At 63.2% G+C, this 18,730-nt stretch carries 19 protein-coding genes; 7 read left to right on the top strand and 12 right to left on the bottom strand.

All coding sequences use genetic code 11. From position 1 onward, the window contains the following. The first annotated feature begins 69 nt into the window (after positions 1-69). A complete protein-coding gene (locus AC1MHZ_RS08220) occupies positions 70-597 on the top strand; it encodes an RNA polymerase factor sigma-70 (RefSeq protein ID WP_084854786.1) in 528 nt (175 codons plus the stop codon). A gap of 144 nt (positions 598-741) precedes the next feature. Here the strand turns inward: AC1MHZ_RS08220 and AC1MHZ_RS08215 are convergent, their stop codons facing one another. Next, positions 742-1,755 (bottom strand): GNAT family N-acetyltransferase, encoded by a 1,014-nt coding sequence (locus tag AC1MHZ_RS08215; protein ID WP_482966240.1) that lies wholly within the window; start codon positions 1,753-1,755, stop codon positions 742-744. Positions 1,756-1,818: 63 nt separating this feature from the next. Then, positions 1,819-2,622 carry a substrate-binding periplasmic protein gene (locus AC1MHZ_RS08210; RefSeq protein ID WP_084854788.1) on the bottom strand — a complete coding sequence of 268 codons (804 nt, stop codon included), beginning with the start codon at positions 2,620-2,622 and terminating at the stop codon, positions 1,819-1,821. 165 nt (positions 2,623-2,787) lie between these two features. Between AC1MHZ_RS08210 and AC1MHZ_RS08205 the strand changes: the two genes are divergently transcribed. Further along, on the top strand, positions 2,788-3,339 hold the full coding sequence (locus AC1MHZ_RS08205) for a 3'-5' exonuclease (protein WP_084854789.1): 552 nt from the start codon (positions 2,788-2,790) through the stop codon (positions 3,337-3,339). A gap of 73 nt (positions 3,340-3,412) precedes the next feature. Continuing rightward, positions 3,413-3,697, top strand: coding sequence for a pyrimidine/purine nucleoside phosphorylase (gene ppnP, locus AC1MHZ_RS08200; RefSeq protein ID WP_196145727.1), 285 nt, complete (start codon positions 3,413-3,415; stop codon positions 3,695-3,697). A 98-nt stretch (positions 3,698-3,795) separates the two neighbouring features. Here the strand turns inward: ppnP and greB are convergent, their stop codons facing one another. From greB to AC1MHZ_RS08185, 3 genes are all read right to left on the bottom strand, one after another. Next, positions 3,796-4,269: a transcription elongation factor GreB gene (gene greB / locus AC1MHZ_RS08195; RefSeq protein WP_324819073.1), complete on the bottom strand. Its 474-nt coding sequence runs from the start codon at positions 4,267-4,269 to the stop codon at positions 3,796-3,798. An 86-nt stretch (positions 4,270-4,355) separates the two neighbouring features. Beyond that, positions 4,356-4,664 carry a hypothetical protein gene (locus tag AC1MHZ_RS08190; RefSeq protein WP_084854792.1) on the bottom strand — a complete coding sequence of 103 codons (309 nt, stop codon included), beginning with the start codon at positions 4,662-4,664 and terminating at the stop codon, positions 4,356-4,358. Positions 4,665-4,850: 186 nt separating this feature from the next. After that, positions 4,851-6,257 (bottom strand): MltF family protein, encoded by a 1,407-nt coding sequence (locus AC1MHZ_RS08185; RefSeq protein WP_084854793.1) that lies wholly within the window; start codon positions 6,255-6,257, stop codon positions 4,851-4,853. A gap of 156 nt (positions 6,258-6,413) precedes the next feature. On the opposite strand from AC1MHZ_RS08185, the gene AC1MHZ_RS08180 reads away from it, so the two are divergent. The 3 genes from AC1MHZ_RS08180 to AC1MHZ_RS08170 all read left to right on the top strand — a co-directional run bounded on the left by AC1MHZ_RS08180 (position 6,414) and on the right by AC1MHZ_RS08170 (position 9,240). After that, complete coding sequence (locus tag AC1MHZ_RS08180) at positions 6,414-7,211, top strand: TatD family hydrolase (RefSeq protein ID WP_324815194.1); 798 nt, start codon at positions 6,414-6,416, stop codon at positions 7,209-7,211. Positions 7,212-7,316: 105 nt separating this feature from the next. Further along, positions 7,317-8,795 (top strand): methyl-accepting chemotaxis protein, encoded by a 1,479-nt coding sequence (locus AC1MHZ_RS08175; RefSeq protein WP_084854795.1) that lies wholly within the window; start codon positions 7,317-7,319, stop codon positions 8,793-8,795. Positions 8,796-8,871: 76 nt separating this feature from the next. Beyond that, positions 8,872-9,240: an Mpo1-like protein gene (locus AC1MHZ_RS08170; protein WP_368829491.1), complete on the top strand. Its 369-nt coding sequence runs from the start codon at positions 8,872-8,874 to the stop codon at positions 9,238-9,240. A 6-nt stretch (positions 9,241-9,246) separates the two neighbouring features. Here the strand turns inward: AC1MHZ_RS08170 and AC1MHZ_RS08165 are convergent, their stop codons facing one another. After that, a complete protein-coding gene (locus tag AC1MHZ_RS08165; RefSeq protein ID WP_368829492.1) occupies positions 9,247-10,014 on the bottom strand; it encodes a CHAD domain-containing protein in 768 nt (255 codons plus the stop codon). A gap of 14 nt (positions 10,015-10,028) precedes the next feature. Further along, positions 10,029-10,307, bottom strand: coding sequence for a hypothetical protein (locus AC1MHZ_RS08160; RefSeq protein ID WP_084854798.1), 279 nt, complete (start codon positions 10,305-10,307; stop codon positions 10,029-10,031). 162 nt (positions 10,308-10,469) lie between these two features. Here AC1MHZ_RS08160 and AC1MHZ_RS08155 point away from each other — a divergent pair, with 162 nt between their 5' ends. Next, complete coding sequence (locus AC1MHZ_RS08155) at positions 10,470-11,510, top strand: patatin-like phospholipase family protein (RefSeq protein ID WP_084854799.1); 1,041 nt, start codon at positions 10,470-10,472, stop codon at positions 11,508-11,510. Positions 11,511-11,627: 117 nt separating this feature from the next. Here AC1MHZ_RS08155 and AC1MHZ_RS08150 read toward each other — a convergent pair whose 3' ends face one another. The 5 genes from AC1MHZ_RS08150 to clpP form a co-directional block, all read right to left on the bottom strand. Continuing rightward, positions 11,628-13,499, bottom strand: coding sequence for a SurA N-terminal domain-containing protein (locus AC1MHZ_RS08150; RefSeq protein WP_368829493.1), 1,872 nt, complete (start codon positions 13,497-13,499; stop codon positions 11,628-11,630). Positions 13,500-13,683: 184 nt separating this feature from the next. Next, positions 13,684-13,956, bottom strand: a complete 273-nt coding sequence (hupB, locus tag AC1MHZ_RS08145; protein ID WP_011533117.1) for a nucleoid-associated protein HU-beta — start codon at positions 13,954-13,956, stop codon at positions 13,684-13,686. A gap of 153 nt (positions 13,957-14,109) precedes the next feature. Continuing rightward, positions 14,110-16,506 carry an endopeptidase La gene (gene lon, locus AC1MHZ_RS08140; RefSeq protein ID WP_084854801.1) on the bottom strand — a complete coding sequence of 799 codons (2,397 nt, stop codon included), beginning with the start codon at positions 16,504-16,506 and terminating at the stop codon, positions 14,110-14,112. A gap of 155 nt (positions 16,507-16,661) precedes the next feature. Continuing rightward, positions 16,662-17,945: an ATP-dependent Clp protease ATP-binding subunit ClpX gene (gene clpX, locus AC1MHZ_RS08135; RefSeq protein WP_043213487.1), complete on the bottom strand. Its 1,284-nt coding sequence runs from the start codon at positions 17,943-17,945 to the stop codon at positions 16,662-16,664. Positions 17,946-18,053: 108 nt separating this feature from the next. Beyond that, on the bottom strand, positions 18,054-18,695 hold the full coding sequence (gene clpP / locus AC1MHZ_RS08130) for an ATP-dependent Clp endopeptidase proteolytic subunit ClpP (protein WP_084854802.1): 642 nt from the start codon (positions 18,693-18,695) through the stop codon (positions 18,054-18,056). Positions 18,696-18,730: the final 35 nt, after the last annotated feature.

Below are 18,730 nucleotides of genomic sequence, written 5' to 3'. Positions count from 1 at the left end.
CTTGTCGCACGTCGTAGGAAGCGCCCACTCCGGTGTGCTCCCTCCTCCCTTCGAGACAAGGTGATTTCCATGGCGGAACAACTATCCACAAGTAAGTGCGATTCACCCCTACTCCAGGCGTTCGTCGACAACCGCAGCATCCTGGTCAAGATCGCCGCACGCATCACCGGCTGCCGCTCGCGGGCCGAAGACGTAGTGCAGGACGCCTTCTTCCGGCTCAGCGCCGCACCGCAGATCACATCCTCGTTCAAGGCCCAGCTCAGCTACCTGTTCCAGATCGTGCGCAACCTGGCGATCGACCACTACCGCAAGCAAGCCATGGAACTCAAGTATTCGGGCAGCGAAGAGGAAGGCCTCAATGTCGTCCTGCAGAACGCCTCGCCCGAAGCCACCCACATCAACCTTGCCACCCTCGAGCACATCGCCGAGGCCCTGGGCGAGCTGCCCCAGCGCACCCGCTATGCCTTCGAGATGTATCGCCTGCACGGGGTGCCGCAAAAGGACATCGCCAAGGAGCTGGGCGTATCGCCGACGCTGGTGAACTTCATGATCCGCGATGCGCTGATCCATTGCCGCAAGCACAGCCGCCAGGGCTGAACCCCCTGGGGGCGCGGCGCGCCCCTATCGCGGGACAAGTCGGACCGCCGCACCGCCGCTCCCACAGGGGCAGCATTGGCCGCTTGTTCTCTGCACGACAACGCAGCCCGAAGGGTTGGGTGATCTCCCACAGCGACTGACGTATCAGGCCAACGAACAGCGATCGAAGAACCGCTCCCGCCCCAGAATCATCAACGCCGCCCGCTTGTGCGGGAAATCGAATTCCTTCTCGCAATGGAAGCACTGCCCGTGCAGGTAACCGATCATCCTGCCGTTGTCGGCACGTGGCTCGGCGACTACCCGCTGGGTACGTGGGTCGTCCAGGAACAGGTAGTGCACCAGCGCCGACAACCAGCTGGCCACCTTGTGCGGGCCACGATGCGCCTGCTCGCCTACCAGCATGTGGATACCGCGGTCGTAGTCGCCAGCCGGGTAGAACGGTGCGATCCGGTCTTCCTTGGCCCAGTAGGCTTCGAAGTAGGCGAACGGCTCATCATCGAAGCAACCGACCAGGGTCAGGGTGTGCGGGTCGGCCTCAAGTTTCGCCAGGTATTCGCGATGCTGCTCAAGGGTACCGGCCTCCTGCCAGAACTGCGCGACACGTGGGTCGTTCTGCCAACGGTTGAAACGGGTCAGGTCGTGGTCGATCTCCAGGGTGCGCAATGACACCCAGGCGCCCAGGCGCGCATCGAAACGCCGGTACACCTCGCCACGCGGCTTGGGCGGGCGCCTGGGGTGGCGCTTGCCGTCGCTGGTCATCATCTGCTGGGGGTAGTGATCGGCCGCAGCATCGCCAAGCCAGGGCTGAGGCAATTGCCAGAACATCCCGCGCTCGCACAGGTACAGGCCCGGGCGCTCGCCACGCACCAGCAGCCCGCTGGCCAGCGCCTGAGGTACCGCTTGGGGCATGTGCCAGGCCAGACGCTGGCAGGCCGGGTCGCGCGACAGCAGCCAATAGCATGCTGCCCACAAGGCCTGTTCGGGGCGCTCCGGGCACAGTCGCTCCAAGTGCACGTCCAGGGTAGCGCCAGGGGCCAGGCGCACCTGGATCAGCGGGCGGCCTTCGAGTGTAAGGCTCAAGCGGGTATCCCCTTCATCGGCACTGAGGCTGCGCCAGCGGGGCAAGGAAAGAGGCAGCGAAGCGGCATCGAACGGCATGGTCACGGCTCACGAAAAGGACGGTAGGGTTCAATCCGGTAGACGTGACCTGCACAAGGGAATTTAGTCGTTGGGCGGGCGCACCACCTTGACGCGATACGGCTGGAAGATACGCAGCATCTGGCCGTTGTCGTGCAGGCGTCGTATCAGCGCGGCAAATGCCTTGGCGTCGATGGGCGATTCGGGACGCAGGATGGCGTAGTGGCGATAACGCTGGTCGATTCGTTCGGAGGCCAGGAACTGGTCGGCGATGTCGGGGTGGCGGGCGCAGAAATCGATGAAGTAGGAGCGCGTGACCAAGGCGATATCGACCCGCCCGCGCTCGACCATCAACAGGTTGCTGTCGTGGGAGTAGGTCAGGATCGCATCGTAGGTTTCACCCAGGTAGTACGGGTCGGAATTGAAGTTGGCGAATGCATAGTGATAGCCGTTGAACAGCGCCAGGCGCTTGCCCTGCAGGTTCTCGAAGTACTGCTGGTCGCGCCCGGTCTGGCGGCGGGCGACGAAGATCTCGGCATCTTCCAGGCCCAGGTCCACGCTTTGATGGGGAAAGCGCTCCCAGCCCCACTTGGGGTTCTCGAACATGGCGATGTCAGTACGCCCCTGCTGGAAATCGCCGAAGCGGCGCGGCACGGACGTAGGCACGAGCACGAAATGGTACTGCTGTTGCAACTGGTTGAGCGCCTTGAGCATCTGCGGCAGCAAGCCGCTTTCGGCGCCTTGTTCGGGGCGCACGGTATAAGGGGGGAAATGCGCACCGCCAACCCTCACCTCCACCACCTGGCCCGCCTGCGCGAGCGAGGCCTGCGATAACGCAGCAGAGATCAACAAACAGGACAGGGCCTTGAGGCCGGGTACGCGAATCAAGGGAAGGACACTCGTCACGGTTCGAACGGGATCCAACTAACCTAGGCGTTTTCCCGCCAAGGCACAACAACAGCTTATGCCAAAATGCCAGGGGATGCCCTCGGCGCGGACATTGGCTACGCTCTAGCGACCACGCAAATGCTGCGTCTTGAAGGGAGCCCTGGTATGGGCCATTGGCTGGTGATTGACCTGGAGGCCACCACCGACGACGGGGGCTGGCCAGTCACGGAGATGGAAATCATTGAAATCGGTGCGAGCCTGGTGACCCGGGAAGGTCGCGAGGTCGATCACTTCCAGCGTTTCGTGCGCCCCCGGCGACGGCCGCAACTGACGCCCTTCTGCCGCGCCCTGACCCACATCAGCCAGGCCAGCGTCGATGGCGCGGCGGCCTTTCCTGACGTGTGGGCGCAATTCGAACGCTGGCTGGGCCACCATCGTGAACGTCTGCAGGCCTGGGTCAGCTGGGGCGACTATGACCGCCAGCAACTGAGCCAGGAATGGCAACAGCACCAGGTCACGAGCCTGCTGCAGACCCTGCCCCATATCAACCTCAAGCAACGCTTCGCCAAGGCCCGCCACCTGCAACGCCCGCTGGGGCTAAACAGCGCCCTGCAACTGGCCGGGCTGCAGTTCACCGGCCAGCAGCACCGCGCCCTGGAGGATGCCCGCAACACCGCCCGGCTGCTGCCCTTGAGTCTGCCGGCCACGGGCACGTGAATTCAGATGACGGCGTGTGGGGGCTTGGGCATACTGGCCAACCCTTTTTCATCCCTCTTTCAGGAGTCGCTCCATGTTCAAGGTCAATGAATACTTCGATGGCACCGTCAAGTCGATCGGCTTCGCAGGCGAGGAAGGCCCGGCGACCGTGGGCGTCATGGCGCCGGGCGAGTACGAGTTCGGCACCGCCAAACGCGAGATCATGCACGTGGTTTCCGGTGCGCTGACCGTCAAGCTGCCAGGCAGCGACAACTGGGAAGTGTTCAAGGCAGGCAGCCAGTTCAACGTGCCGGCCGACAGCAAGTTTCAACTGAAAGTGGCAGTCGATACCGCCTACCTGTGCGAGTACCGCGACTGATCGATTCGGCGGCGAGCGCGGGTCAGAGCGCTTGCTGCCAGCACTGACCGGGGAGCAACAGCCTTGCGGTATGTGAAACTCTCCGGATCCTGGGGCCGCTACTGGCCATAATGGATACGATTGACATACCAGGTAGCTTCACCGGTAGGCGTGTTCACCACCACCTCATCCCCTTCCTCCTTCTTCAACAGCGCCCGTGCCATGGGCGAGTCGATCGAGATGTAGTCGTTGCGGCCATGGATCTCGTCGTAGCCGACGATACGAAACTTCAATACCTCGCCATCGTCGTTCTCGATCTCAACCCACGCGCCGAAGAACACCTTGCCTTCCTGCTGCGGTGAATAGGCAACGACCTTGACGTCTTCCAGACGCTTGCGCAGGTAGCGTACCCTGCGGTCGATCTCCCGCAGCAGCTTCTTGTTGTACTGGTAATCGGCATTCTCGCTGCGATCACCCAAGGAGGCTGCCCAGGTGACCTTTTGCGTGATCTCGGGGCGATAGACCCGCCACAGGTGGTCGAGCTCCTTCTTCAGGGCCTCGTGACCTTCGGTGGTGATGATGTTGGTGCTCAAGCCGTATTCTCCTCAGTGCATCCACGGCAGGCGCAAGCCTGCCGTGGCCCCGAGCTTAACGAAAAATCCGCGACGCTACACGCGCCTCAACGGCGGGTAATCAAGCCCTGGCGGGCGATGCGGGTGAGCTGGCCGATCACTTCGGCGGCCTCGTCGGCCAGAGGCGCCTGGATGACCGCCAGGTCGAAACGGTCATTGGCGAACTCGGCCAGGCCATCGCAGGTTTCGGCGAACTGGACGAGGAACGCGCGTGCCTGACCCTTGCGCCGTGAAAGGCCATCGAGGTTGCGTAGAAGCGTGGGTTGATGCTGACCACCGAGCAGGATGCGCGGTGTACGGGACGCCTGGTCGGCAGGCAATGGGCTCAAACAGACACTGGTACGTGGACAACTCATGGAGATATCTCTGCGCCTCGCGAATCCCGCTGGGCAGCGGTGGGAGGCGTCACCGAACCAGCGCTTTAGCGGTATTTCGGATGACCCGGAGGGGGCTTCTCCCGCGCCCCGCAAGTAGCTGTTTAAATCGGCGCAGACGGTATGCTAGAGGCTCGAGCGGCAACTTACAAGCCACCTGTAAAGGTTTCAGCGCTTGGCCACACGCTCCAACGATTGCCGCTGGCGGTTGAACGCCAGGAAGTACTTGTTGACACTGTTGACGAAATTGACCGGCCCCATGCCGACCTGCTCCATGGCGATGCGCTCGGTCTGGAAGAACCACTGGTTGCCGTTGAGCCCACGGCGCCGCGCTTCGGCCCGCATGGCCTGGACCCGCTCGGGCCCGAGGTTGTAGGCCGCCAGCACGAACGCCATGCGCTCGCGCTCGTTGAGCTGGGGGCTGGCGAAGAACTTGCGGCGGATCAGCGCCAGGTAGCGTGCCCCAGCCTGGACATTGCCATCGACCGTCGCCGTGTTGCTCACCCCCACGCGGCGGGCCGCCGCCGGGGTGATCTGCATCAGCCCATGGGCGCCACCGCTGCCCCGCGCCGCCGGGTTGAGCGTCGATTCCTTGAAGGCCAGCGCCGCCAGGTTGAGCCAGTCGATCTGCTGCGCAGCACCATGCTTTTGCAACACCGCACGCACCGACTCCAGGCGCTTGCGGCTCTTGCGTGCCAACGGGTCGTGTACCCGGTACTGGCGCCGGTAGATGCGCTCGAAGGCCGCGTCCTGGTTCGCCGGGGCACGATAGCCCTGAAGGAAGCGATCCACGGTGGCCAGCAGCATGCTGGCATCACGCCGGACATACCAGCGCATCGCCTGGGGTTGGCCCAGGTGGACCCGGCTGTCCAGGCGCAAGCGCGGCATCACCCGCGCCCAACGCTGGGCGATCGGGCGCTCCACCACGGTCAGGTGGTAGATGCCGGCCTGGACCATTTCCAGTACATCCTCGACGGCCAGGCTCGGGTCCACCCACTCCACCTTGATCGCAGGGCGCTTGCGCAAGGCCAGCTGCTGGTTGAGCTGTTCGATCACCGCTCCGGCGGCACTGGCGCTGGTCAGGGCAACGGTACGCCCGGACAACTGCTCGACGCGGCTGAAACTGCGCTCACCCTTGCGCCCTACCAGCATCAGCTGCACCTGGTCGCGTACCGGGGCGCTGCCGCTGACGCCGCGCACCAGCGAAGGGTCCAGCAGTTCGCCCGGCGCCGCCAGGTCGCCCTCGCCCCGCTGCAGGGCAGCGAGCAGCTGCTCCTTGGCCCGTGGAATCAACTTGAGGCGGATTTCCTGGCCATCTCGGGCACGGGCATTGAGGTAGTGCTCCAGGCTCCGCAGGCGATGATGCTCGACGCCCACCGGCTCGCCCTTGACCTCGCCCGAGCTGTTGCGGCTCTGGTTCACCAGGACCCTGAGCACCTTGCTGCTACGGATCTGCGCTAGGTCCCGCACCTGGCTGGCCGGGACGTGTTGCTGCGGGCCAGGCAAACGGGCATTGGCTGGCCCGGCCAGGGTCAGGCCGAGGGTCAGCAGGAAAATCAGCAGCGATCGCAGCATGCGAGAACCTGTCCATGGGCGGTGGGCCGGCGTCATGGCGCATCCAACCCATGACAAATGACGCCAAAAGACCACGACAACCGCTTGAAGTTCTGGGATTTATTGGAAATTCCCGATTTTTGCTATGCTGGCCGACCCGCGGCACGAGGTAGCACCATGCAACTGATCGATATCGGCGTCAACCTGACCAACAGCAGCTTCCATGACCAACAGGCCGCCGTCGTCGAACGCGCCGTGCAAGCGGGCGTGGTGCAGATGGTCATCACCGGCACCAGCCTGGGTGTCAGCGAACAGGCCTTGGAACTGGCCTTGCAGCTGGACCCGGAAGGTCACCACCTGTTCACCACCGCAGGCGTCCACCCCCACGATGCCAGCACCTGGGACAGCGCCAGCGAGGATCGATTGCGCCAGCTCCTGGCGCAGCCGCGCGTGTGCGCCGTTGGCGAATGCGGCCTGGATTTCAACCGCGACTTCTCCCCTCGCCCGCTCCAGGAAAAAGCCTTGCATGCACAACTGGCCCTGGCCGCCGACCTGCAGTTGCCGGTATTCCTTCACGAGCGCGATGCCAGCGAGCGGCTGTTGGCGATCCTCCAGGACTACCGCGACCACCTGCCCGCCGCCGTGGTGCACTGCTTCACCGGCGAGCGCGAAGCCTTGTTCGCCTACTTGGACCTGGACCTGCACATCGGCATCACCGGCTGGATCTGCGATGAGCGCCGCGGCACCCACCTGCACCCGCTGGTCGCCAACATCCCCAGAGGCCGCCTGATGCTTGAAAGCGACGCGCCCTACCTGCTGCCGCGCAGCCTGCGGCCAAAGCCCAAGAGTGGGCGCAACGAACCGGCCTTCCTGCCCGAGGTATTGCGCGAGGTGGCGCTGCACCGGGGCGAACGTTCGGAAGAGACGGCAGCCCATACCACCGCCACGGCGCAGGCGTTCTTCCGGCTGGCGTAAGGCCCGGCCTTTGTTGACGCATATCAAGTCATGCCCTGGGGGGAGCAGGCACAATGATGGCACCTTGCCAATGTTGTTTCCGCTCAACTCAGAGAAGACCTGTCCATGGGTGCCTGGCTTAGCAATATTTCCCTTAGATACAAGTTTTGGGCCGTCAACGCGGTGGCCTTCATCACCACCTTGCTGCTGGTGCTCTACGCGGTGCACCTGGAACAGCAAGCGCGCGCCGAGGGCGCCCGCGATACGGCAGCCGCCCAGGCCGAGCTGATCGGCGCCTGGCCTGCGGCGCAGGCCCTGCCCCGGCAGCCCAACCTGGTAACCTGGCAAGTCGGTCAGGTCCCGGTCATCGCCGAACAACCACGCGAGGCCCTGGCCAACGCCCAGGGCTGGGTTCCACTGCCCCATGCCTGGCTGCTGGGCGACACCCCACTGCTGGGCGCCCAGGTCGTGCGCCATGGCGACCAGCAAGTCGCCGTATTGGCCCAGGCGCCGAGCCTGCGCCAGGTATTCTTCGAGCGCGTCAGTCGCTATGCCCTATGCGTGCTGATCCTGATGCTGGCGATGCTCTGTGCCTCGCAGCTGCTCATCCGCTTCTTGCTCAGCCAGCTGAACACCCTCAAGGACGTGATGCTCCACGTGGAGAAGACCGGCGACCTGGCCGCTCGCGTACCGCTGTCCTGCGGCGATGAAGTCGGCCAGATGGCAGGCGCCTTCAATGCCATGCAAACCACCTACCACCGCATCGTCAGCACCGTGGCGCACACGGCGGCACAGCTGGACGCCGGCGCCGCGCGCCTGGCCGCAAGCATGGATGAGGTGCGCCACGGCATGATCGGTCAGCAGAGCGAAACCGACCAGGCAGCCACGGCAATCAATGAAATGTCTGCCACTGTGCACCATATCGCCCAGCACGCCGGCGCCACCCGCGACCTCTCCCAGAGCGCCGACACCCTGGCCGGCAGCGGCCAGGCCGTGGTCAGCCGGGTACAGGGCTCGATCGCCGGATTGTCCGGCGGGGTCCAGCAGACCGCCGAGATGATCCGCCAACTGGCCGAGGACAGCCAGCGCATCAACGGCGTGGTCGGGGTGATCCACAGCATCGCCGAGCAGACCAATCTGCTGGCCTTGAACGCAGCCATCGAGGCCGCCCGCGCCGGCGACCTGGGCCGTGGCTTCGCCGTGGTGGCGGACGAAGTGCGCAACCTGGCCAGGCGCGTGCAAAACTCCACGGATGAAATCACCGGCATGGTCGCGGCCTTGCAGGCCGGCACCCGGGATGCGGTGGACTTCATGCAGGAGAGTTCGTACAAGGCCGATGACTGCGTCAAGCAGGCGCAGGAGGCCGGCGAAGCGCTGGCAGAGATCACCAGTGCCGTGGCGCAGATGCGCGAGAGCAACACCCAGATCGCAGTGGCCGCGCAACAGCAGAGCCAGGTCGCCGAGGAAATGAACCGGGCGGTGGTCAGCATCCGCGATGTCACCGAACAGACCGTTCAGCAGACGGTCGACTCGGCCAGCACCAGCAGCGAACTGGCGAGCCTGGCCGCACAGCTGAACAAGGCCATCGGCCAGCTCAAGCTATAGGGCCGATAACCCGCTTCGATTGGCCCCTGCCAAGGGGGCGCACTAAGCTTTGGGCATGACTGACGAGGAAATGCCCATGAACAAACGCCTGCCCAACCTGCCCGCCTGGCAATGGCGTGGCTACCACCACAACCACCGGCACCCGACCAACCTGGTGCTGCACCTGATCGCCGTGCCGCTGTTCATCCTCGGGGCACTGCTGGTGCTCTCGGGCCTGTTCGGCCTGGACCTGAGCCAGGTCGCCGTCGGCGTGATCGCCCTGGTCGCGGGCCTAGGCCTGCAGCGCCAGGGGCATCGTCTGGAAGCCGAACAACCGGAGCCGTTCGCCAGCCGCAAGGATGCCCTGCAGCGTCTTCTGACCGAGCAATTCATCACCTTTCCGCGCTTCGTTATCAGTGGCGCCTGGTGGCGTGCCTGGCGCGAACGCCGTAAGCATCACCGGTGATGCGCGCTAGCGACGCGCCAGGGCCGCCTGCAGGGCCTGCAGCGTGATATCGGCCTTGCCCTCGGCCTCGTGCAGTTCGCGCGTCCAAGTCGCCTTGAAGGGCGCAAGGTCGGCATGCTCGCGCGCCAGCAACAACCACTGGACGCGGTCGTGCCAGTCGCCCAGGTCGCCCTGGGCCTGCTTGAGCAGCCGCTGCAGCTTCTTGCCGGCATGCCTCAGCTGCGGATAGGCGTCGTCGCCGTAGCGCGCCCGCTTGATCAGCAGGCGCAGGCGATGTCGGTCGTGGGCAGGGTCGGCCAGGGCCTTTTCCAGCTTGTGCCACTGCTTGCGCAGGCGTTTGTCGATGCGTTTGCCCAATTCGTCCACCAGGCCCTCGCGGTCACTGACCCGCAGGAACAACGGGAAGTTGTCGACGATGGCCAGCACCCGGGTGAGCTGGCGGCTGGCGGCCACGCTGGCGAAAATCTCGGCCCTGCCCTGCAGGCGTTGGCGCCCGGCCTGTTCATGGCCCTGCCCGATCAGGTGCGCCGCCAGCACCTCGCGATCGCGCAGCGGCGTGGTCAAGGTGCCCAAGGCTTTTGCCGCATCCTCCAGCTGCTCCACACCCGGCAGGCCGCGCAAGGGCCGCAGCAGGCTGCGCAGGCGCCTCAGGCTGATACGCAGATCGTGCAGCGCTTCGCTGTCGACATTCGCAGCCAACCGCTCACGGCACGCCAGCAGGCGCACCTGGCACGCCAGCACCTGGGCAACTACATGGTCGAGCATGGCAGCCATACGTCACTCCAGAATCAACGCCCAGCGCGGGACTCACGAATGTAGAAGCGCGCCTTCTCGGCCTTGCGCGAGCAGCCTTCGAAAGCTTCGAACTGTTGCTGGGTCTTGGCGCCGGTCAGCAGCGACAAGGCCTTGGAATAGCTGACGGTGCCGGCGAAGCCTTCGGCCTTGGCAAGGTCCAGTTCCTTCCAGGCGGCATCGAGCTGGTTCGCACAGCTGTCACGATAAGCCGTCTTGCCTGCGCAGCCAGCCAGGGCCAGGGCCAGGAGGGGAAGGCAGATCCATGCTTTCATCGGTAATACCTCGAAATTGAACTAACGAATGGAGTGGCCGTTCGACGCTCAGGCAAGCGAAAAGTGCCCTGCTCAGCGTAGCCCAGCGCGGTCTACATTGAAGCATATGCAGCAATGGGTGCATTGTTGGACCATGGTTGCACAGCAGTGAGGGGGACGATCATGAGCAAACGCGTGGCATTGGTACTGGGATCGGGCGGTGCCCGGGGGTACGCGCACATCGGCGTGATCGAGGAGATCGAGCGACGAGGCTACGACATCGCCTGCATCGCCGGTTGCTCGATGGGCGCGGTGATCGGTGGCATCTACGCAGCCGGCAAGCTGGACGAATACCGCGGCTGGATCGAAAGCCTGGACTACCTGGACGTGCTGCGCCTGGTGGATGTGAGCTTTCGTCTCGGCGCAATCCGCGGCGACAAGGTGTTCGGCCAGATTCGCAAAATCGTCGGCGAGGTGAACATCGAGCAATTATCCATTCCCTACACGGCCGTGGCGGCGGACCTTACCAACCAGCAGGAAATCTGGTTCCAGGAAGGCTGCCTGCACCAGGCCATGCGCGCCTCGGCGGCGATTCCCAGCCTGTTCACGCCGGTGATGCAGGGCAACCGGATGCTGGTCGATGGCGGCATTCTCAACCCATTGCCGATCGTCCCGGTGGTCTCCAGCCACTGCGACCTGATCATCGCAGTGAACCTCAACGCCACCAACCAGAAGCAGTACCAGTTGCCGGTCATCGAGCGCCCGGCAGCGTTCAAGATGCGCTTCGATGCCCTGATCAGCTCGCTGGGATCGCGCATGCCCTTCCGCCGCAAGCCGGCCGAACAACTGATACGCATCGAACAGGAGATCGCCTCCGAAGGCCTGGCATCCCACGACCCCTGGCTGGGTGAATCGGCCGACCCGGAAAGCCAGCAACCTGCCGCTGCGCCGGAGCGCGGGGGCGCGCCCAAGTCGGCCACGGGCTCGTTCATCATCGACAACGTCGGGCCTGCCTCGTTGCTCGACCTGATCAACCAGAGCTTCGAGGTGATGCAGACGTCCCTGGCCCAATACAAGATCGCCGGCTATCCGCCGGATGTGTTGATCAACGTGCCCAAGCGGGTATGCCGGTTCTTCGAGTTCTACAAGGCGCCGGAGCTGATTGCACTGGGCCGGGAGATTGCGCGGGATACGCTGGATAACTATGAAGGCGAGCGGCGTTAGGCACCTGGGTGTCCCGCCTGTGCTGCGATGCACGAATTGCCCGCGCCTACCGGTTCGAGCGAAGCTCAAAAACGAAACAGGCCGCATGAGCGGCCTGTTTCGTTGCGGGGTGGGCACTCAGTAGCGAGTGACGTCCGCGTTGGCTTCCAGCTGCTTGCGGTAGGCGGCGAAGTCCTGCTCGCCGGCACGGGAGGCGAGATAGCGACGGATGTACGCCTTCTCCTCGTCAGTGGCCGCAGCGCCTTCGTTGACACCCTTGAGCTGCAGCACCACCAGGCTGCCATCGCCCAGGACCACGCTGCCGTACACCGGCTTGTCCTTGGACTCAGGCTTGCCCAGGCGGAACACCGCCTGCAGCTCGGCCGGGTCGATACCGTCCTGGCCGCGGGTAACCGCTTCCTGGACTTTCCACGCCTGGCCCTCGTGGGCCGCATCAGCGGCGATCGAGCCATCACGCAGGCCAGCGATCAGCTTGTCGGCCTTGGCCTTGAGCTCGGCGATCGCCTTCTCCTTGGCCAGGTGGTCGTGGATGTTGCTGGCCACAGCCTCCAGCGGCAACTGCGATGGCTTACGGTGCTCCTTGACCCGCAGCACGACCACTGTTTCCGGATCCAGCTCGATGGCGTTGCTGTTGGCGCCCTCTTCCAGCACTTCTTCGCTGAACGCGGCCTGGACCACCGAACGGTTGGCGGTGATACCTTCGCCGCCCTCGCGACCGAACGCTGCCGAGGTCTGTACCTTCAGGCCCAGGTCCTGGGCCGGCTGGGCCAGGTCGGAGGCTTCGAAGGCGGCATCCTCGAGCTGCTTGGTCACTTCCACGAAACGCTGTTCGACCTGCTGGGTCTTCAGCTCGCGGGTCAGCTTGTCCTTTAGGCTGGCGAAAGTCGGCACTTCCGGCGCCTGGACGCCCAGCAACTTGATCAGGTGGTAGCCGAACTCAGTGCGCACCGGTGCCGATACCTGGTCCTGGTTCAGCTTGTACAGGGCCTCCTCGAAGGCCGGGTCATAGACACCGGGGCCTGCGAAACCAAGGTCACCGCCGTTATTGGCCGACCCCGGGTCCTGGGAGAATTCCTTGGCCAGGGCGGCGAAGTCTTCGCCCTTGGCCAGGCGCTGCTGGATCTCTTCGATGCGGGCCTTGGCCTGGTCGTCGGAGACCTTGTCGTTGACCTCGATCAGAATGTGCGCGGCATGACGCTGCTCGGCCAGGTTGGCGACTTCCTTCTCGTAGAGGTCCTTGAGTTCGTCTTCGTTGACCTCGACCTGGTCGAAGAACGCCGACTTCTTCAGCTCGATATAGTCGATGACCACCTGGTCCGGCGTCATGAACTCCTTGGCGTGCTGGTCGTAGTGCGCCTTGACCTCCTCGTCGCTCACCTTGACCGCAGCCGGGTCGGCCTTGAAGGTCAGCGAGGCGAAGTCTCGGGTCTGCTTCTCCAGGCGGGCGAAGGCCTCGACCTGCTTGTCGGTGACGAAGCTGCTACCGACCAGGCCCGCGCGCAGCTGGCTGATGAGCATTTCCTCGGTCAGCATTTCGCGGAACTGCATCCGGCCATAGCCCAGCTGGCGAATGACCGAGTCGAAGCGTTCGGCGTTGAACTTGCCGTCGACCTGGAACTCCGGCATCTGCAGGATCATTTGATCCAATGCGGCCTCGGAGAAGGAGAATTTGGCATCCTTGGCGCCCTGCAACAGCAGCTTGCGCTCGATCAACCCCTTGAGCGCGGCTTCGCGCAGCACTTTATCGTCCAGCAGCGCTGGGTCGACATCCTTGCCCAGCTGTTGCATCAGCTGACGGCGCTGCAAGTCGACGGCCTGGCTCAGCTCGTTCTGGCTGATGGTTTCGTCGTTCACCTTGGCAGCATCCTGGCTATGGCTGGTGGCCTGGAAAATGGCCTCGAAGCCGGTCAGCGCCATCAGCACAACGATAAGGCCGATGATGGTCTTGGCAATCCAACCTTGTGAATTGTCCCTGATATTCTGCAGCATGCGTCCCCCAGAAACGGTTGTACCACTGCGTCGACAACCGTGGAGCGTGGGTAGAGTCCTGATAGAAGAAAGGCGCATCCTGTGGGATGCGCCTTTTCAAAGCGAGCGTGCCAGCGGGAACGTTTGCGGCCCCGCCGTCACGCGGTCGGGCCTGGCATGGCCAAGCCCGGCTGAAAGAGACGACTTAGTTGACGGCGTCTTTCAGGCCCTTGCCAGCCTTGAAACCTGGGACCTTGGCGGCAGCGATCTTGATCGCCTTGCCGGTTTGTGGGTTGCGGCCGGTGCGCTCGGCGCGCTCCTTGACCGAGAAGGTACCGAAGCCAACCAGTACAACATCGTCACCTTGCTTCAGGGCGCCGGTGACGGATTCGATGACTGCGTCCAGCGCACGGCCGGCTACAGCTTTCGGAATGTCAGCGGATGCGGCGATAGCGTCAATCAGTTCCGACTTGTTCACTCTAAGTCCCCTTATATCTCTATTGAGTTTGTTTCTAAGTATGTAATGAAAAGCTTATGAAACGAGCACTGGGCGGCCTATTGACACTGGCGTGCCGTTTTATAGCAAGGCCCCGAAAAAACTGTCAAGGAAAGCCCCCCAGCGAAATACGTACTAGTGCGTGCTGATTCTTTCCTTAGCATCGCCGTCGCGCTTTTCATCTTTCGCGACAATCTCCGGAGCCACATCTGGCAAGGGCTCCGGGGCGTATTGCAGCGCAATTTGCAGGACTTCGTCAATCCATTTGACCGGTTTGATCTGAAGATCCTGTTTGATATTTTCCGGAATCTCCTTCAGGTCGCGGACATTCTCCTCGGGAATGATCACCGTCTTGATCCCGCCCCGATGCGCCGCCAGGAGTTTTTCCTTGAGGCCACCGATGGCCAGCACCTGGCCACGCAGGGTGATCTCGCCGGTCATGGCCACATCGGCGCGCACCGGGATCTGGGTCAGGGCCGAGACCAGCGCGGTGCACATGCCGATGCCCGCGCTCGGGCCGTCCTTGGGCGTGGCGCCCTCGGGCATGTGGATGTGCACGTCATGCTTCTCGTGGAAGTCGGCAGCGATACCCAGGCTGCGGGCACGGCTGCGAACCACGGTCTGCGCGGCGGTGATCGATTCGACCATGACGTCGCCCAGGGAGCCGGTCTTGATCAGTTGGCCCTTGCCGGGGATGACCACCGCCTCGATGGTCAGCAGTTCGCCGCCCACCTGGGTCCAGGCGAGGCCGGTGACCTGGCCGATCTGGTCCTGCTGCTCGGCCAGGCCATAGCGGAACTTGCGCACGCCGAGCAGGTGCTCGAGCTGCTCGCCGGTCACCTTGACCTTGAGCTGCTTCTCGCCGGTGTGCTCCTTGACCACCTTGCGGCAGACCTTGGCGATCTGGCGCTCCAGGCCACGTACCCCCGCCTCGCGGGTGTAGTAGCGAATGATGTCGCGGATCGCGGTGACGTCGATCTCCAGCTCGCCCTTCTTCAGGCCGTTGGCCTTCACTTGCTTGGGCGTGAGGTACTTGACCGCGATGTTGATCTTCTCGTCCTCGGTGTAGCCCGGCAGGCGGATGACCTCCATACGGTCAAGCAGCGCCGGTGGGATGTTCATCGAGTTCGAGGTGCACAGGAACATCACGTCCGAAAGGTCGTAGTCGACCTCCAGGTAGTGGTCGTTGAAGTTGTGGTTCTGCTCGGGGTCGAGTACCTCAAGCAATGCCGAGGCCGGGTCGCCACGCATGTCGCTGCCCATCTTGTCGATCTCGTCGAGCAGGAACAGCGGGTTGCGTACGCCCACCTTGGTCATCTTCTGGATCAGCCGGCCCGGCATCGAGCCGATGTAGGTGCGGCGGTGACCACGGATCTCGGCCTCGTCACGCACACCGCCAAGGGCCATGCGCACGAACTTGCGGTTGGTCGCGGCAGCGATGGATTCGGCCAGGGATGTCTTGCCCACACCGGGTGGGCCGACCAGGCAGAGCACCGGGCCGCGGATCTTCTTCACGCGCTTCTGTACGGCGAGGTATTCCAGGATACGTTCCTTGACCTCTTCCAGGCCGTAGTGGTCGGCATCGAGGATTTCCTCGGCCTTGGCCAGGTCCAGGCGTACCTTGCTCTGGGCCTTCCACGGCACCTGCACGAGCCAGTCCAGGTAGGAACGCACCACCGTTGCCTCGGCAGACATCGGCGACATCTGCTTGAGCTTGTTCAGCTCGGCCTGGGCCTTGGCCAGGGCATCCTTGGGCAGGCCTGCGGCTTCGATGCGCTTTTTCAGCTCTTCGACTTCGTTATGGCCTTCGTCGCCGTCGCCGAGCTCCTTCTGAATGGCCTTCATCTGCTCATTCAGGTAGTACTCGCGCTGGCTGCGCTCCATCTGCTTCTTGACCCGGCCACGGATACGCTTCTCGACCTGCAGCAGGTCGATCTCGGCATCCAGCAGCGCCAGGACATGCTCGACCCGGGCCGGCAGGTCGACGATCTCGAGGATCTCCTGCTTCTGCTCGATCTTGAGCGCCATGTGGGCCGCCATGGTATCGACCAGGCGCCCTGGCTCCTCGATGCTGTTGAGCGAGGACAAGACTTCGGCCGGAACCTTCTTGCCCAGCTGGACGTACTGTTCGAACTGCGACAGCAGCGTGCGCACGAAGACTTCCGACTCGCGCTCGGCCGCTTCAGCTTCATCGATCAGGGACACTTCGGCACGGACGTGCCCTTGGGTCTCGGTAAAACGCTCTACCGCACCGCGCTGCTCGCCCTCGACCAGCACCTTGACGGTGCCATCGGGCAGCTTGAGCAATTGCAGGACGGTGGCAATGGTACCGACGCGATACAGGGCATCTTCGCCCGGATCGTCATCGGCAGGATTCTTCTGGGCCAGCAGCAGGATCTGCTTTTCGCCCGTCATCGCGGCCTCGAGGGCTTCGATGGACTTCTCGCGCCCCACGAACAGTGGGATGACCATGTGCGGATAGACAACGACATCGCGCAATGGCAAGAGAGGCAAGTCGAGGGTGGTCTTCATGATTTCGCCTCTACAGCGGCCCTTAATGGCCGGAAACCGGTGGAAATGATGCTTGGACCTAATGTGGGGGCAGGTCTGTAAAAATACAAGCGTTCAGATCGGAAAAGCAGAAAGGGGCCCGTAGGCCCCTTTCTTGCGCGCTTGGCTTGCCCGACTCAGGCGTCAGGTGCAGCCTTGGCTTGCGGCTCGCTGTTTTCGTAGATCAGCAGCGGCTGCGACGTGCCATCGATGACGCTCTCGTCGATCACCACCTTGCTGACATCCTTCTGCGAAGGGATCTCGTACATGGTGTCGAGCAGCACGCCCTCGAGGATCGAGCGCAGGCCACGGGCGCCGGTTTTGCGCTCCAGGGCCTTGCGTGCAACGGCCTTGAGCGCGTCGCTGCGGAACTCCAGATCCACGTCTTCCATCTCGAACAGCTTGGCATACTGCTTGGTCAAGGCGTTCTTCGGTTCGGTGAGGATCTGCATCAGCGCCGCTTCGTCCAGCTCGTCGAGGGTCGCCAACACCGGCAGGCGGCCGACGAACTCCGGAATCAGGCCGAACTTGACCAAATCGTCCGGTTCGACCTCACGCAGGGACTCGCCGACTTTCTTGCCTTCCTGCTTGCTGCGCACTTCGGCGCCAAAACCGATGCCACCCTTGGTGGAGCGGTTCTGGATGACCTTTTCCAGGCCCGAGAATGCACCACCGCAAATGAACAGGATATTGCGGGTATCGACCTGCAGGAATTCCTGTTGCGGATGCTTGCGCCCGCCCTGCGGCGGCACGGAGGCCACGGTGCCTTCGATCAGCTTCAACAGCGCCTGCTGCACGCCTTCGCCCGAAACGTCACGGGTGATGGAGGGGTTGTCCGACTTGCGCGAGATCTTGTCGATCTCGTCGATGTAGACGATGCCCATCTGGGCCTTTTCCACGTCGTAGTCGCACTTTTGCAGCAGTTTCTGGATGATGTTCTCGACATCCTCACCCACGTAACCGGCTTCGGTCAGGGTGGTGGCGTCGGCAATGGTGAACGGTACGTTCAACAGGCGTGCGAGGGTTTCGGCGAGCAGGGTCTTGCCCGAGCCGGTAGGCCCGATCAGCAGGATGTTGCTCTTGCCGAGTTCGACTTCGTCGCCCTTCTTGTCACGCTGGTTCAGGCGCTTGTAGTGGTTGTACACCGCTACGGACAGCACCTTCTTCGCGCGCTCCTGGCCAATGACGTACTGGTCCAGGATGCCGCTGATTTCTTTCGGCGATGGCAATTTGTGCGCGTTGCTTTCGGCCTGGGCTTCCTGCACCTCCTCACGGATGATGTCGTTGCACAGGTCGACGCACTCGTCGCAGATAAATACCGAGGGCCCGGCAATCAATTTGCGCACTTCGTGCTGGCTTTTGCCGCAGAAGGAGCAATAGAGCAATTTGCCGCTGTCCTCGCCGTTACGGGTGTCAGTCATTCGATCGATCCAATCCGGTAGGCATGAAACACAAGATGAAGGCAATTGCGGGCTTTTTCAAGTCCGCAGGTAGGCGCTTTCGGCGCCCACCCGCTCTGGCACCTTGGTTCAGGACGCCAGTTGCCGCTTGTCGTAGACCGAGTCGATCAGGCCGTACTCGGCCGCGCGTGCAGCGCTCATGAAGTTGTCGCGTTCGGTGTCGCGCTTGATGGTTTCCAGGTCCTGGCCGGTGTGGTAGGCCAAGAGCTCGTTCAGGCGCGCCTTGATGTTGAGGATTTCCTGGGCATGGATCTCGATATCGGTCGCCTGGCCCTGGAAGCCACCCAATGGCTGGTGGATCATCACGCGCGAGTTCGGCAGACAGTGGCGCTTGCCAGCGGCGCCGGCCGCGAGCAGGAAGGCGCCCATGCTGCAGGCCTGGCCGATGCAGATGGTCGAGACGTCCGGCTTGATGAACTGCATGGTGTCGTAGATCGACATGCCCGCAGTCACCGAACCACCCGGCGAGTTGATGTACAGATGGATATCCTTGTCCGGGTTTTCCGCTTCAAGGAACAGCAGTTGTGCCACCACCAGGTTGGCCATGTAGTCCTCGACGGGACCAACCAGGAAAATCACTCGCTCCTTCAACAGGCGGGAGTAGATGTCGTAGGCGCGCTCGCCACGGGCGGACTGCTCGATAACCATCGGGACCAGACCGCCCGCGGCCTGGATGTCGGAGCTCTGCTGAATATAAGAATTGCGGGACATGTCCTGCACTCACTCCCAAATAGTCATGGCTTGAA

The sequence above is a fragment of the Pseudomonas sp. FA-1 genome (genome assembly GCF_056856075.1).
Note: the sequence above shows the minus strand (reverse complement) of the source record. Positions and strands in the feature narration are given on the sequence as shown.